Source organism: Paenibacillus sp. FSL R5-0749, assembly GCF_038595085.1.
Taxonomy (GTDB): Bacteria; Bacillota; Bacilli; order Paenibacillales; family Paenibacillaceae; genus Paenibacillus.
This window is the reverse complement of the sequence record NZ_CP152005.1, coordinates 1,517,507-1,533,202: the sequence shown is the minus strand read 5'-3', so window position 1 is coordinate 1,533,202 and position 15,696 is coordinate 1,517,507. Positions and strand designations below refer to the sequence as shown.

Here is a 15,696-nt window from a genome sequence, read left to right as displayed (position 1 = left end):
CATGATCGAAAAGGGACGTTTGACTGTTAGACAGCTCGCTTCACTTATGTTCCTGTGCACCATCGGGGAGCAAATTCTCGTCTTCCCTTCCATGATCACATCCTATGCTCATCAGGATGCCTGGTTATCAGCCTTGTTGGGAGTCGCAGGGGGCCTTGGAATACTCTTCATTATGCTTGTTGCCTACAGAACGCATCCCCGGCTGAATCTGATTCAAAATGCCCTTCGAACATTGGGACCCTGGATCGGGACATTGTTTGGTTCTTTTTATATTTTTTATTTCCTAATCAGCACCTCAACGTTCATTAGGGAGATTGGCGATTTTATGTCTACCCAGATCTTGCCGGAATCTCCATTAATGATCCTTCATTTGGTTTTTATGTGTGCACTTGTCTGGGGGCTTTTTTCCGGTCTGGAGAGCATTGGTAAGACTGCTGAGGTCTTTCTTCCTCTGATCGTATTGTTTCTGCTTTTTCTGACGGTATTTCTAATCCCCCATATACGTATAGCTAACATCCAACCTGTGCTTGCACAAGGCTTTCTTGATCCATTCAAAGGTTTTGTTGCTGTACTCACCTATCCTTACTGCGAGTTGTGCATCTTCATGATGCTCTTTCCCTACACGAAAGATGAGCCCCATCTGCAAAAGGACATTCTGTTCGCTGGCATGATTGGTGGATTGTTACTCACATTGACGCTAAGCATGTGTCTGTTCGTTATGGGACCATGGATGACGCAGCATCACTGGTTCGCTTCATTCAACCTTTCACAGAAGATCAATATCGGAAACTTTATGCAACGCGTCGAAGCCTTCATAACATCGGTCTGGATTATTGCTGTTTTCTTCAAAGCTGCTCTGTTCTTCTACGGTTTTATCCTGGGCGTCGCTCACCTGTTTCACTTGTCCAGTCACCGTTCTCTGATCCTGCCGGGTTCCATGCTTATTCTCGCCATGTCTATTCTAATCGCTCCGAACGAGACCTTTTATCTCAAGGTCATCATTCCCTATTGGATTGATTGGGATCTGACCTGTGGTATTGCACTTCCGTTACTGCTCATTCTGGTGCATCATATGAAGTCCCGCTTCCAAAAAATATAACAAAATTCTGAATGAACCTGCGCCGGATCATTAGGGCGAGGAAGGAGTTCCCCCATGTTCAAACCCCTGATTCCGTTCGAACCCATCTCCAGGGATACCTTGCCCACAGGACCTCAATGGATTGCACAAATCAAGTGGGATGGAGTCCGTATGCTTGCTTATGAGGACGGGCATGAGCTTCGCCTGGTGAATCGCAGGTTACATGATCGAACCGCACAGTATCCCGAGTTGGTCACACCACGTAATTTATGTTCAGGAGCATCCTATATCTTGGATGGAGAAGTAATTGCACTGGACCCGGACACCGGCAAACCTTCGTTTTATCACGTTCTGCGGCGGGATCGCATGAGCAGACCGGAAGGCATCGCCCAAGCCATACATCAGATTCCGGTCACGTATATGGTATTTGATATCCTGTTCTATGAGGGACAATGGGTGACGGATCAGCCTTTGGCAGATCGACAGCGCCTGTTGCACGAGGTTCTTAAGAGCGCTCCCCATGTTCAGGAGGTCACCAATACACTTGATGCCGCATCCCTGCTTACGGTCATGAGACAGCATCAGATGGAAGGCATCGTCTGCAAGGATCTCACCAGCACTTATGGCATACAGGGTAAGGATCAGCGCTGGCAGAAGGTCAAAATCATGCATGATGTATATGCCATGATCGGTGGAGTCACGTACCGAAGCGGTATTGTTAACGCCGTCGCGGTTGGCGTATATGATGGGCCTAACTTTGTCTATATTGGTCATGTCGGGACTGGCAAGCTGAACTCCAATACTTGGCGTGAACTTACCCATCAGGTTGAGCCTCTGATTAGGCAGGACCGACCGTTCCATAATGTACCCGAACGCAGTGCGGAAACCACCTGGGTAGAACCACGAATAGGTGTCAAAGTGCAATATATGGAACTGACGCATCATCGCACACTACGCCATCCCAGTATTCAGACCTTCGCAGAGGTAACCCGTGAGGATTGCCTGGCGAATCAGCTTCTTCAATGAATGAGTTCGTATATAGATTACGTATAGGAGGTGTTCGGTGTGGCCCCTAAGATTCAAGGAACCATCATAATAGAAGGCACAGAGCTAACCGTTACGAACCCGGACAAGCTGTTATGGCCGGAAGCAGGTGTCACCAAAGCAATCTATCTGCAAAAGCTGGCAGCTTTAGCTCCATACCTGCTCACATATACAAGCAATCGACTATTAACCACCATAAGATACCCCCATGGGGCGGGAGGGACATTTTTCTACCAAAAGAATGCCCCCGAACCCGTCCCGTATTATGTTCGGACTGAAGTACACGATGGCATCCGTTATGTGGTAATGAATGGACTGCCTGAATTATTGTGGCTCGGCAATCTGGCTGCACTTGAATTCCATCCTTCTCTTCATGCTGTCGGAAGCCTGCTGCCCTGTGAATGGATGATTGATCTGGACCCCTCTCAGGAACATGAGCCACGGATCATGCAGGCTGCACTCATCGTTGGAGAAACCTTGACTTCCCTTGGTCTGAGGTCCATTCCCAAAACTTCAGGGGCAACCGGAGTTCAGATTATCGTTCCTATTGTGCAAGGTGTTACCTTTGATGAATTGCGGGATATCGGTTATTTTGTTGGCAAATATGTCACGCAGAAGCACCCCGATCTGTTCACACTGGAACGACTCAAAAAGGATCGTGGAGACCGCATATATTTTGACTACCTCCAGCATTATGGTGGCAAGACCCTTGCGGCCCCCTATACACCTCGTGCCAAATCAGGAGCCACCGTATCTACGCCACTTACCTGGGATGAGGTTCGAAACAACGTCTCCATCCAGGATTACCATCTGATGAACATTGTGGAACGCCTGAATGATATCGGAGATTTGATCGCAGCCGTCGAGCCGCAACCGGTTGAACTCATTCTCAAGCATTTGAAGAAAAAATAGCCGACCCCTTATCACAAGGGAGTCGGCTATTATCATATATGCGTGGATAAATCGCTAATGGATACCTTTTTTCTTGAAACGTCCGCCCTTCACGTCGTGAATGTTACCGATCGCCACAAAAGCTTGCGGGTCCCAATCTTCAACGATGGACTTGAGTTTGGCTTCTTCCAAGCGGGTAATGACAACAAAGATGATCTTTTTCTCGTCCCCGCTGAATCCACCCTCGCCATCCAGGAAAGTTACACCACGACCAAGACGGTCTGTCAGGGCTGAACCGATATCACGATACTTCTCACTAATGATCCATACCGATTTGGACTGATCCAGTCCCTCATTCACGATATCAATCATCTTCATCGCAATATAATATGCAATCATGGAATACAGGGCATTCGGCCAACCGAATACAAATCCTGCACCTGCGAAAATAAATACGTTAATGAACAATACAATCTGTCCTACAGACAACGGTGACTTCTCACTAAGCAGGATAGCCACAATCTCCGTACCGTCCAGTGAACCGCCAGACCGAATAACGAGTCCAACACCCACACCCAGAATCAATCCGCCAAAAACTGCTCCCAGCAAAGGCTCACCCGGTGTTAATGCAGGAACATGGTGCAATAACGAAGTCCCGATGGACATGACCACGATCCCCAGCAATGTGGATAACGCAAATGTTTTACCAATCTGCTTGTAACCCAGAATCAGGAACGGCAAGTTGAGCAAGGTCAGGAATACGCCGAGTGGCAGATGTGTAAGCTCTGACACCATAATTGAAATCCCCGTAATCCCACCATCAATAACACCATTCGGTACGAGAAATACTTCAAGCGATACAGCCATTAGTGCAGCACCGATCAGAATCATCACAATACGTTGCAGCAGCTTTAAAGTAAACACCGAGCTTTTGACCCCGCGGTCAGCTTGCTTGGCTGTTAGTTCTTTCACCGTTACATTGGACATGGTATCCCCCCCGTTAAATCAGTGTGTGAATCCATTTTATAAATCATTTAAATACTCAGGGTGAATCGACATATAGAAAACAGCAAACTGCGTTCTACATGTACCCTGGCCATACAAGCACAAGCATCTAAAGGCGATATAAAATGGATTCAAAATGTTCTTCATCCCGGTTTGTACTTTCAAAAGAGAGCAAAAGGGAGCCTGTTTTCCCGCAGACTCCCCTCCTTCGCCAAGACATGATTTATATATCTATTATATCATAAAAGATCAAATTTGCGCAAAATACTAAGCAAAAAGAAGATAAATTCACAAAAAGTGAACTTATCTTCAGAAATCTGTCCTAAATCGGCTAAAGAAGCGGAGAAAGCATCCGAGAAAGCATTTCTGCGCCTTTTTGTCCCCGTGAACGCTTCTGAAATACCTTCCCATCGATCTGACTGCATTCCCCGAGATCACGTTCAAAGTCATTCATCAAACGCTGAATCGCAGAGGATTCGAACAGGACCGCCGTCAACTCGAAATTGCAGAAAAAACTGCGCATATCCATGTTGGCTGTTCCGACTGTAGCGAGCAACTCATCTACAATCATCACTTTGGCATGTACAAAACCTTTGCGATATTGGAAAAACTGCACACCTGCTCGCAACAGTTCCTCCACATAAGAAAGTGACGCCAGGTGTACGAGTTTTGAATCGGATTGATACGGAATGATAATTCTCACATCGACGCCACTGACTGCAGCTGTTTTGAGCGCCTCATATAATGCGGGATCAGGTATAAAATAAGGTGTGGTAATGTAGATCCGTTCACAAGCTACCGAAATGGCCCCAAAACACATCTCCTGAATCGCATCCCAGTCCTGATCCGGTCCGCTAGCCAATATCTGAATTCGCTCTTCCCCGCTACAGATATGCGGAGGAAATAATTCTGCAAGCTGGGGTTCGGTAATTCGCTCACCAGCAGCCAGTTTCCAGTCATTAAGGAACGTACTTTGCAGAAAGTATACAGCGTCTCCCTCAATCTGCACATGTGTATCCCGCCAGAAACCTACCTCTGGATATTGTCCAAGATAATCATCACCTACGTTAATACCGCCCACAAAGCCAACCCGTCCATCCACAACAACAATTTTGCGGTGGTTCCGGTAGTTCACTCTGCGGTCAATCGTAGCGATCAGCGGTGGGAGAAAATAATGGAATTCCACACCAGCATCCTGAAGTTTGCGGATAAAGCTTCCACTCATCTTGTGGCTGCCTAGACCGTCGCAGATAAACCGAACCTTCACTCCCTCTTGCGCCTTACGAATCATGACATCCTGAAACATGGTGCTGATGACATCATCACGGAAAATGTAAAATTCCACATGAAGATGGTGCTTTGCTTTTTTCATTTCTCTCAGCATTGCCGCAAATGCCTCTTCACCATTGGTGAGTACCGTACTGTGGTTACAACCCGTGATCGGGCTCTCCGACAGATGGGTTAACAGATTAAACAATCGATGCTGATGGCTGAAACGATCGCCAGGCATCTGTTCGACATCCCCGATGATGTGGGCTTGTTTCCAGATCGTTTCCTTCATTTCACGGAAGATTCGCGATCCACCCTTGCGGAGTTTTTTTCGTTTGTTATAATCCTGCGCCACGAAATAATACACTACAAAACCGATCAAAGGCACGCAGAACAAAATAAACAGCCAAGCCACAGCCTTAGCCGGATTCCGAAATTCCAGCAAAAGAATCGTGGCTGCCTGAAAAATAAATACGACTAATATAATGACCAGCCAGAACATTCGGCTTCCTCCTTAGGTGGCAAGCTTCATGACCTTGCCGTTCTCTCACTTACACAGCTTTGACGATTATGCATACAGCTAATCATAGATACCCAATGTAGCCCCTATTCGTAACGTTTGCTTAGATAAAACTTTACATAAGCAGACCGCATACTTGATTCTGGTAATCGGAATATCTCATCACAGGTTGTATATTATGACTGTGTTACCTTCTACATATCAGATTAATCATGATACAGAACCCCATTGCAGCGCCAATTTGCTCATCGTCCCTTCCAGACTCTTCCTCTTTTCTTCATGAGAAGGTGGTCTTCTTACGTAAAATTAGATATAATACTCGTTAAAAACTTATTACTTAAAGGAGAACAGTAGTGAATGGACAGTGAGAGGTATGCGTTAAATTTAATATTGGTTGCGTTTTTGATAGGACTTTCGGCGTTTTTTGTTGCAGTGGAGTTCGCTCTGGTACGGGTTCGTCCAAGCCGGATCGACCAAATGATTGCAGAAGGAAACAAGCGTGCGCTGGCTGTGAAACAAGCCGTTGCCAATCTGGATGGATATTTGTCCGCCTGCCAGCTCGGCATCACGATTACCTCTCTGGGACTGGGCTGGTTGGGTGAACCGACGGTAGAGAAGATTCTCCACCCTGTGTTCGAAAGCTTGCAAATTCCTGAGGCCGTTTCTTCATTCTTATCATTTGTTATTGCGTTTGCTTCCATCACGTATCTGCATGTTGTGGTTGGTGAACTTGCTCCAAAAACGATTGCAATCCGCAAAGCAGAAACTGTAGCCCTGCTGACGTCTACACCTATCATCTGGTTTAACCGAATTATGTATCCTTTTATCTGGCTGTTAAACGGCTCAGCGAACCAACTGGTGAAACTGTTCGGAATCAAACCTGCTTCCGAGCACGAAGATGCTCACTCTGAAGAAGAGTTGCAGATCATTATTAATGAAAGCTTCGAAAACGGTAAAATAAACCAAGCCGAGTTCGGTTATGTAAGCCGGATTTTTGCTTTTGATGAGATGTTAGCCAAAGAAATCATGGTACCCCGGACCGATATGGTCTGCCTTTATGTAAATAGAACGAATGAGGAAAACCTGGAGATTATTCGTGAAGAACAGTATACCCGTTTTCCAGTAGTTAATGAGAGCAAAGACGATATTATCGGTATCATTAATACGAAGCAATTCTTCCTGGAACTATACGGAAATGATGAGCCTGTCGATCTGTCTTCCCTGATTCAGCCTGTATCCGCTGTTCACGAAACAACTCCTGTAAAGGACTTGCTCAAGAAAATGCAGAAGGATGGCGTGCACATCGCCGTGCTGGTGGATGAATATGGAGGAACATCCGGAATTGTAACCATCGAGGATGTGCTTGAACAGATTGTCGGTGAGATCCGCGATGAGTTCGACGCAGACGAAGTGGAAGATATTCAGGTCATCAATGAGAACTATGTCATTATGGATGGCAAGGTTTCCTTATCGAAGGTGAACGACATGTTTATGTCCAGCCTGGATGCAGATGAGTGGGACACCATTGGTGGATGGCTCTACAGTCATCGTCCCGAGATGAACGAACAGGAAGAATATGAGTTCGAGAATCTTACTTTTGTTTTGCTGGAAAAAGACAAGAATCGGTTCTACAAAGTGGCCATTGTCCCCAAGGAACCATTGACGATGTCTGATTACACCGATGAAGACGACAAAGAGTCCAATCGGGTTAAATAAAGCACATTCATAAACAAAAAAAGAGGAGCAGCTGCCTACATTGGCAAGTGCTCCTCTTTTTTATTATTTTAGGCTCAATGTGTTACTCTTCTCCATATCATTTTAATACCCAATTCGCTATATCATCGATAATGGCTTTGGAGACATTAGACGACTCAGCGTACTCTTGACCAATCGAAAGTCCATCATAGCTGGATAAAAGATGATTTACCTTTGGATAGCTATTGTACGTTACATTGGAATGACCTTGAAGAGCCGATTTCCAGGTTTGGAACTGATTCATAGACACTTGCACATCGTTTTCGCCTTGTATAACAAGCATAGGAGTATTTTGCGTTTTAGCCAATTCCGCAGGCACATAATCTCTCTGCTCAAACCACCAATAAGCAGGTTGAAGTGGAAATGCCTCAGGAAGATGATCTATAGAGTATTGAGGATCTTTGACGATCGCAGCAGCATTTTTATAAAAAGCAGCTTGTTCTTTGATGATCTTCGTGTCTAAACCTAGCCGCTCCATCCGGTCTACCAATTCGTCCTGCTGCTCGATAAGCACATCCGCAAAGCTGCTACTTGGCGCAGCAAGCAGAATGCTTCCTGCAAGATCATGCTGCTTATCGTCAGCAATAATCAACGGTACTGCAAACCCGCCTTGACTATGTCCAGCCACAAAAATGGCTGTAGGATCAATATTTGAATTCTTTTTAAGCAAATCTACTGCATCGGCTACCTGATCTACACTTTCTTGTTTTAACGTGAATTTAGGCTGAGAAGCCACCTTATAGGTATGCTCATACGTGACCTTATCGTATCTCAATACGGCAACGCCTTGTGAAGCTAAACCTACCGCAAGATCACGGAATGGCTTCGCCCCACCAATGGCAGCATCTCGATTGCTAGGCCCAGAACCGTGTACCAGAATGACAACCGGGAAAGGTCCCTCTCCTTTGGGCAATGTTAATGTTCCTGGTAAAGCTAAATCGCCCTGACCCACCGTTATGTCTTGTTCTATGTACGCAGATGGGTCATCGTAGCTTGGTTTTTGATACACATCTGGAGTAGCGGCGGCAATATGCAAGTCATCCACAAGTCCATTATCATTCATTCTGACCGTAATATTAATACGAGTAAGCTCTGTCTTGAACGTGTAGGTGACATTGCGATGCACGGTGTTATTTTCTACGTGTTTAGCTATGGCTTTATTTGTGATTTTACCATTTTGTCCTTCTAATGCTGTCCATAACTGGCTCAACAACGCAGGAGACAACACTCCACTCACAGAGCTATGAACATACTTCGCAGCTTCCTTGCCATTGCCCTCACTTATAAGTGAAATGAACCGATCCTCAGTTGATGTCTTCAAAGTCTCGTTAAGAAATCCTTCATCCATGAAGGTAACCCCTTTCGTTAACCGAACAGGATTGCTTATGGGTACTACTTGCCCATTCACTATCGCCTGTTTCTCCCCTACCTTAACTACAATGATAAGTTCATTTTTGCGTATCGTGATCTGTCCTGTTTTTTGTTGCCAAGATACCTCTGCACCATTCTGTTCTGCAATCTCACGAATAGGAACCAGATTTTCATTCCCAGCGTGTTCTTCAGCAGCTGCTGAGATCGATGTCACGGGCAGGATGAGACATACGAAACTAAGAGACAGGAGTAGCTTTTTCCAATTGGTCATGGTCATATTTCCTCCAAATCATTTTTATAATATGCATAGTCTATGAGCTTTTATTGGCTCAGAACTCTGCTTAAAACAACAATAGCAATAATGAGTAACACTAGGACCCAAGATAGTGGACGAGCGAAGTTAATCGTCCAGCCTATGCCATAACGTTTTTCTACGGTAAAAGAAGGATCATTGGCATTGAAGTAAATAAAGCCAAGCTTCCAATAATCATCGTCATTCACAGGCTGCTCCCTGGAACGTTCGCGATCTTCCTGATGATTCCTAATTTTCCCACCGCCTTGTCTGCCTGTGAGAGACAACAAAATAGCACCTAATAAGATCCCCACTGAGGTGATCAGACTAATCGCTGTTAACAAGACCTGATTAGGAACGAACATATTTATCTGAATGAAGGCAAATAAGATGGTAAGAAGCAAGCCTGTTATGATCGTAAATAGAGACCACTTACGGCGGAATCGGATATGATCAGCAGCAAATTGGGCAGGATTAGATGGAGCAAGCTGTTGTTTGCTTGTTTTAATACTCCAGTTCACCAACATCATCAGTGCAATGATACCTAGCTGTACAAGGTTAATAGCCAGTACCGAAAGATAGGTTTTGGGCACACTGGAAGTGACATTGCCCTGAAGATCATATTTCATCGGAATGACGTTAGGCAGTGCGTTATAATTCAAGATTGTAATGATCGCAATGGCTACAATAATAGCTATGTGAACGAGAAACCAATAGTTGGAATAGGTGAGTTTATTTTGGCGGAAGGTGGTGTCGATTTTAACCCTTTGAGGTGCTTCTACAGTTGTAAGTGTTTCTTTTATCTTTTTCATCTTGAAATGAAATACTATGTGTAGTGCGGACCAGTACACAATGAATATCATGGTGCAAACACTGGTGATCATTGCGGTAGACTCTTCATTGGCAGATCGGAGTACATACAGACAGGCAAGAATAATCAGCCCGTTTCCGATCAGACTTACTGTGGTAAACGTTCTCCGGAGCTTACGTAAGACTGGTGTGTAGTAATTATATTGACTTACCGTAACCCCAAAGCTGATGGTTTCCCTTGTCACATAAGGTGCAAAGGATAAAAGTAGGGCTAATGGAGCAAAGATTAAAATGATAGGCAATATACTAAATAGTTGCATACATAACACACTCCCTTGATTCTTTATTCTTTGTTGTGACCCATCTTTACATCATCATACATTTGGTCTAATACCGCAGACAGTTCCTCTTTGGTCATTCCGCGACATATTGCTTCGGCAATAATCGGTCTTAATTCTCTTTGCTGCTTTTTCAAAAAATCATCCGTTAAATTAGGCATTCCATCAGGGTTTACCACAACGCCCTTTTGTCTATGAACCAGAATGTACCCGTCTTGCTTGAGTATTGTATAAGCCTTGTTGACTGTATGAAGGTTAACACCAATATCTGCGGCCAAATTCCGAACCGAAGGTAACGCCTCACCTAGCTGTAACTCTCCACTGGCAATGCCTTCAATAATTTGATAAACGAGTTGCGAATATATGGGAAGTTCAGATTGCATATCCAGTTGAATAATCAAGGGTTCACCTTCTTTTTTTGTTATCTGTTATATATCAAGTATAACAGCTATAACATAAGTGAGCAATAAAAATGAAAATAAAAAAATAAAGCCGCATATCCATCGTGAGTGCCAACTTACCTGACCCATCACCATTGATATGCGGCTTATCCTATTGAGCTTATTCTATGTGATTCAAAATAACCTTAGTGTTATCCTATGACAGCGGGATATTTTGAATGCTCTTCAAAGTTCAGTCTTATCTTCGACAATCCGATAATGGATTTTGCGAACGATAATTTTCAGAATCATATACAGCGGAATAACGATAATCATGCCCAGGATATTCCCCAGATCGGCACCCACGAGCAATAGAATAACGGTAGTGAGAGGATGAATATCAAGCTGTTTGCCATAAACGTAAGGTGAGATCAGGTTATCCTGAATTTGCTGTGCGATCACAATAATCACCAGTGACCAGATCGCCATCGAAGGGGATTCAATAAACGCGACAATGACAACCGGAATAGCTGCCAGCAATGCACCCACATAAGGGATAAAGTTCAGAATAATCGACACAACAGTCAACAGCAATGCATACGGCAGACCCAAGATAAGAAAACCGATGTACATCAGAATGCCCAGAGCAACATTAACAATGACCCTGCCAACAATATAGTTGCTTAGTGCTTCATCGATCTCATGGACGGTTTCTTCTCCATCCTTCCGATAATGCCTCGGCAACAATAAGGTCAGATTCGTTCCAAACTTGCTGCCTTCCTTGAGCATGTAATACAGCATGATCGGGAACGTCGCCAGAATGATAACCAGATTCGATACTACGGAGAATAACCCGGAGACGTAATCGGTAACCTGCGTGATCCCTTGGCTCAGAACATCGGATAATCGTGAGAATAGATTGGAATCATCAGGCAGGTATCTGGATACAAAATTGCTCTTTTCAAGTGCATTCAACTGTTCGCTGAGCGAAGTAACCAATGCTGGAGCATTCTCCACAAAATTCAGCAGCTGCTCTCTCAATGAAGGCCATACCAGTACACTAAAACCTGCAATCATCAATGCAGTCACGACATAAATGATCAGAACTGACAATGCACGCTTAATTTTGTGCCTTTCCATATAATCGACGAGCGGTCTAAGCAGATAATAGAAGAACCCGGCAATCAGCAGCGGAATGATGATGATATGAATCAGTGAGGTCAGGGGGCTGAATATAAAGTTTACTTTATCCCCAAGGTACACAATGAGCAGCAACAAAATAATTGCTGTACATATGCGGTAGAACTTGTTGTTAATCAAGGAACGTGATCCCTCCATGCGCTGCTCGGCCAAAGTGACTGCGGCGTTCATATGTATATAGTCATTTACTTATGGTACTAATTACCCTTAAATGACAGTCATGCCACAGGCGATGCTGATTATACACTGTTTTCTTACCAAGACAGCATTGGAGCAAAAAAAAGAAGCAGGCGTTAGCCTGCCACATCTCTTTTGCTGAATACAACCCAGGAAATCACCATGAAAATAACATAATACACTGCTAGGACTGCAATGGAGAAACCAAGTGTCATTCCTGCACTCGGACCACCCATGAGCGCAAAATCCGCTCCCGAGCTCATGTATTTGCTAAGGTCCATGTTGTTGAATAGAACATACTTGGCCCACTCATAACGGGCCGGATTAAATATGAGTGAGAAGATACTTTGTGAGAACATAATGAACAGGGATAAGCCAATTGCAAGTGCGCCTGAACGGAATACGGACGACACCATGAAGGCAATCGCAAGTGTAATGAACAGATCAACGTACAAATATCCCCATAACGTTAGTGCATTGCCACTCCCCGAAGGAGCATCATGCGAGAACAGCAGATAGGACATCCCTGTTGCCATGACAATGACAACCAGAGTACTCAAAATGCTGAAGATGATCACAGTGAGGTACTTGGAAGCCAGAATTTTGCTTCGTGACCATGGACGAATAAGCAGCAGTTTGATTGTTCCCCAAGTAAATTCGCCCGCGACCGCTTCCGCTGCAATCACAACACAGAAGATCGTATTCAGAAAGAATACAATCTGAACAGTGGTTACAGCCGCTTCCCAGAATGGAACACCAGCGGAACCCATTCCTTCTCGCAATAACACGGGCATTAACAGTGAGATCAGCACCAGAATTGATAACATGATCCAGGTACGTGGACGACGGAATATTTTCATATTTTCATTCAATATTAGATTACCGAAACTACCCAATGCCTCCACCCCCAGTGACTTGCAAGAATTGTTCTTCCAGGGTATGAGTCACGTTACGAATACCGTATACCTGAAACCCTTCGCTAACCAGCTTGGCATTGATATCTGGAATCTGCTCACGAGACACCCGTGCCACAAGCACATTGCCCTGTGCAGTAGCACCCTGAATCAGGTTGACAGCGCGTTCTGCATCATTCACTTCAAAAGCAACTTCAATTAATGCATCCGCACCCGTTTCAGCTCGAAGGTTTCTTACATCAATCAACTTGCCGTTCTGGATAATAGCCACCGTATCACACATCAGTTCCATCTCCGACAGCAAATGGCTGGAGACGAAGACCGTAATGCCTTCCGCCTGAGTGAGCTCACGCAAATAGTCTCTCAGTTCCCGTATGCCCTGTGGGTCCAGTCCATTGGTTGGCTCATCCAGTACAAGCAACTTTGGTTTATGTAATATCGCTTGTGCGACACCCAGACGCTGGCGCATGCCCAGTGAGTAGGTTTTGACTTTATCGTGAATACGGGCGGTAAGCCCGACACGCTCAATCGTTTCCGCAATTCGTTCCTTGGTAACTCCAGGTGACATGCGGGCAAAGTGTACGAGATTCTGATACCCGGTCAGAAACTTGTACATCTCCGGATTTTCCACAATGGCTCCTACCTGCGCTACCGCCTGCTCGAACTCATTCTTCACACTGTGTCCCGAGATTAAAATGTCACCCTTACTGATGGACATCAGTCCAACCATCATTCGGATCGTCGTTGTTTTCCCCGCGCCATTAGGTCCTAAAAAACCAAAAACCTGCCCCGGAGAAATATCCAGAGTCAGGTCGCTGACCAATGATCGGGAGGATATGATTTTGCTGACGCCCTGAATCCGGACGACCGGCTCCTGCTGCATTCAATCCCCTCCTTCATGGACGAACATATACATCATGCCCGTTTCTCATATGCACATAGTGTATCATAATCTTTAGTATATTGTCCCGCAAACTGGGATTTCCCCTGACGTTTCGCTTCAACTACACACGCTTCACAGCATCCAAGCGGCATTTCACTCCGGTAGAATCCGGTGCGAAATACGTGATTGCCTCCATTGCCCTCTTCCTTCATTTCGACAGAGCTCCTAGCGACCGACACAATCATCCCACAACTGACACAGTAAAAGCGGCCCGTTTCGATCAATGATATTCCTTCCCCTCACAAGGAGCTTAGAAGTCCTTGTTATTTGTCGTTAGACGCTGAAAATTGATACATTTTGTATCTATCTCGTAATTTACTTGACACCGGGACTGTTGTCAAGGCTTTACAGCCATAAAAACGAGGAAAACACAAAAAAAGCTCCATAAATGCGACAAAAGTCTCGCATTCACAGAGCTTCATGTAAGGTAAATGATACAATTTGGTTCAATGTATAGGTGAATATCATCATGACAGAGTTCCAGTCTCTCTCACAACGATCCCACGATGCCTGATCAGTCACTATTGTCGACATGTGAGGTATCCTTATTCTTCTGATTTGGATAATACCAGAGTAATGTCCACTCATCACCGTCCTCTACCAGATAACAGGTCTGCACAATATCGAATTGGCCAAAGGTACCGGAGTACTTCTGGGTGACACGGATTCTGTAGGCTTCAGAAAATGGCTTAACGCCATCGATCACGGTTACATCGAATTCGCGCTCCGGCTTTTCCATCTCCAGTTCAAAGGTCTCCACGCCAAAATGCTGCATGAATATATGTGCTCGGTTCTGTACATATGCGCTTTTCGGAAACCGCTCTTTCATCAGCGGATGAAAGAGTTCCCACGAACTGCCGAAGTCACCCGTCTGCTCATATTTGTAAAATTCTTCAGCAACAGCTGCAGCTTCATCCGGTGTATCTGCACGAAATACATATGGAATGGTTCTGCCGATTAACCATAGTAACATTAGAATGATCGCAATGAAACCGATCTTCTTAAACAAAGCATTCCTATTCCTTCTTCGCAGCATGTCCCCGCCCTCCTTGTCCTACTCCATACTTATGATGGTTGGAAGACAAGTAGAAGCAGGTTCTGAAGACAGCATTTCCTGGGAAATCACTTATCGTAGATGGAAGCACGCCTTTTCTTTATAATCCTGCGAATAATGGAATGAAGTCCTGCATATATGGCAATTCCACAGCAACCACCGAGCAAATCCACTCCAACATCACGTATCGAGCTTGTCCGGTCCGGGCTGAACTGCTGAATATACTCATCGATAGAGGCTATGACGAACACTACAGCCAGAGCAGACACGATACTGGTCACAAGGGATGTTCTCCTGTATCGAAGCCCGCCATACACAAGCATGGCAAGCACAGCGTAGACAAATAAGTGCGCACTCTTGCGAAAGATGAACTCTGCAAAATCATACGGCCTCTGTTTCAGTGAATACTCGTACTCCCCGTAAGTGAATTGCACATCGGGAAGCGTAAAACCGATGTGCAATTTTTGAGACCATTTATGAAGCCAAGGCTGAATGTCTTGCTGTTGAGAGGATTGCGTTGACATGGACCAGATGACCAGAATCCAGATCACAATCAACAGCAGAGCAATGAGAAACCCGTACGTTCTTCGTACATGCTTTTGTCTCGCGCGCCCGGAGCCCTCCTCCATCATGTTGATCTTCACCACTTTCATAT

The 15,696-nt window shown here is 45.0% G+C and carries 15 protein-coding genes; 4 read left to right on the top strand and 11 right to left on the bottom strand.

The window, feature by feature from the left end; translation table 11 throughout:
- Window position 1: 1 nt before the first annotated feature.
- From MKY85_RS06655 to ligD, 3 genes are read left to right on the top strand one after another with little or no spacing between them, the layout of a single operon-like run.
- On the top strand, window positions 2-1,099 hold the full coding sequence (locus tag MKY85_RS06655) for an endospore germination permease (RefSeq protein WP_339240305.1): 1,098 nt from the start codon (window positions 2-4) through the stop codon (window positions 1,097-1,099).
- Between the two features lie 54 nt (window positions 1,100-1,153).
- Window positions 1,154-2,104 carry a DNA ligase gene (locus MKY85_RS06650; RefSeq protein WP_339240303.1) on the top strand — a complete coding sequence of 317 codons (951 nt, stop codon included), beginning with the start codon at window positions 1,154-1,156 and terminating at the stop codon, window positions 2,102-2,104.
- Window positions 2,105-2,143: 39 nt separating this feature from the next.
- Entirely contained in the window at window positions 2,144-3,034 is an 891-nt protein-coding gene (gene ligD, locus MKY85_RS06645) for a non-homologous end-joining DNA ligase (protein ID WP_339240302.1), read from the top strand.
- Window positions 3,035-3,088: 54 nt separating this feature from the next.
- Here the strand turns inward: ligD and MKY85_RS06640 are convergent, their stop codons facing one another.
- Together MKY85_RS06640 and cls are read right to left on the bottom strand one after the other, a co-directional pair.
- Window positions 3,089-4,000, bottom strand: a complete 912-nt coding sequence (locus MKY85_RS06640) for a YitT family protein (protein WP_278296378.1) — start codon at window positions 3,998-4,000, stop codon at window positions 3,089-3,091.
- Between the two features lie 349 nt (window positions 4,001-4,349).
- A complete protein-coding gene (gene cls / locus MKY85_RS06635; protein WP_339259433.1) occupies window positions 4,350-5,789 on the bottom strand; it encodes a cardiolipin synthase in 1,440 nt (479 codons plus the stop codon).
- 375 nt (window positions 5,790-6,164) lie between these two features.
- On the opposite strand from cls, the gene MKY85_RS06630 reads away from it, so the two are divergent.
- Complete coding sequence (locus MKY85_RS06630; RefSeq protein ID WP_339240298.1) at window positions 6,165-7,523, top strand: hemolysin family protein; 1,359 nt, start codon at window positions 6,165-6,167, stop codon at window positions 7,521-7,523.
- 97 nt (window positions 7,524-7,620) lie between these two features.
- On the opposite strand, the gene MKY85_RS06625 is transcribed toward MKY85_RS06630, so the two are convergent.
- The 9 genes from MKY85_RS06625 to MKY85_RS06585 form a co-directional block, all read right to left on the bottom strand.
- On the bottom strand, window positions 7,621-9,204 hold the full coding sequence (locus tag MKY85_RS06625) for an alpha/beta fold hydrolase (protein WP_339240297.1): 1,584 nt from the start codon (window positions 9,202-9,204) through the stop codon (window positions 7,621-7,623).
- Between the two features lie 50 nt (window positions 9,205-9,254).
- Window positions 9,255-10,355: a DUF5808 domain-containing protein gene (locus MKY85_RS06620; RefSeq protein ID WP_339240296.1), complete on the bottom strand. Its 1,101-nt coding sequence runs from the start codon at window positions 10,353-10,355 to the stop codon at window positions 9,255-9,257.
- Between the two features lie 23 nt (window positions 10,356-10,378).
- On the bottom strand, window positions 10,379-10,774 hold the full coding sequence (locus tag MKY85_RS06615) for a GntR family transcriptional regulator (RefSeq protein ID WP_339240294.1): 396 nt from the start codon (window positions 10,772-10,774) through the stop codon (window positions 10,379-10,381).
- Between the two features lie 225 nt (window positions 10,775-10,999).
- Window positions 11,000-12,073, bottom strand: a complete 1,074-nt coding sequence (locus tag MKY85_RS06610) for an AI-2E family transporter (protein WP_339240293.1) — start codon at window positions 12,071-12,073, stop codon at window positions 11,000-11,002.
- A 173-nt stretch (window positions 12,074-12,246) separates the two neighbouring features.
- Window positions 12,247-13,026 (bottom strand): DUF2705 family protein, encoded by a 780-nt coding sequence (locus MKY85_RS06605; protein ID WP_339240291.1) that lies wholly within the window; start codon window positions 13,024-13,026, stop codon window positions 12,247-12,249.
- Entirely contained in the window at window positions 13,019-13,927 is a 909-nt protein-coding gene (locus MKY85_RS06600; RefSeq protein ID WP_339240290.1) for an ABC transporter ATP-binding protein, read from the bottom strand. Before MKY85_RS06600 ends, MKY85_RS06605 begins: the two co-directional genes overlap by 8 nt.
- A 32-nt stretch (window positions 13,928-13,959) precedes the next feature.
- Complete coding sequence (locus MKY85_RS06595; RefSeq protein ID WP_036668929.1) at window positions 13,960-14,139, bottom strand: hypothetical protein; 180 nt, start codon at window positions 14,137-14,139, stop codon at window positions 13,960-13,962.
- A gap of 362 nt (window positions 14,140-14,501) precedes the next feature.
- Window positions 14,502-15,023 carry a hypothetical protein gene (locus tag MKY85_RS06590; RefSeq protein WP_339259427.1) on the bottom strand — a complete coding sequence of 174 codons (522 nt, stop codon included), beginning with the start codon at window positions 15,021-15,023 and terminating at the stop codon, window positions 14,502-14,504.
- Window positions 15,024-15,109: 86 nt separating this feature from the next.
- Window positions 15,110-15,673, bottom strand: coding sequence for a VanZ family protein (locus tag MKY85_RS06585; protein WP_339240288.1), 564 nt, complete (start codon window positions 15,671-15,673; stop codon window positions 15,110-15,112).
- Between the last annotated feature and the right edge of the window lie 23 nt (window positions 15,674-15,696).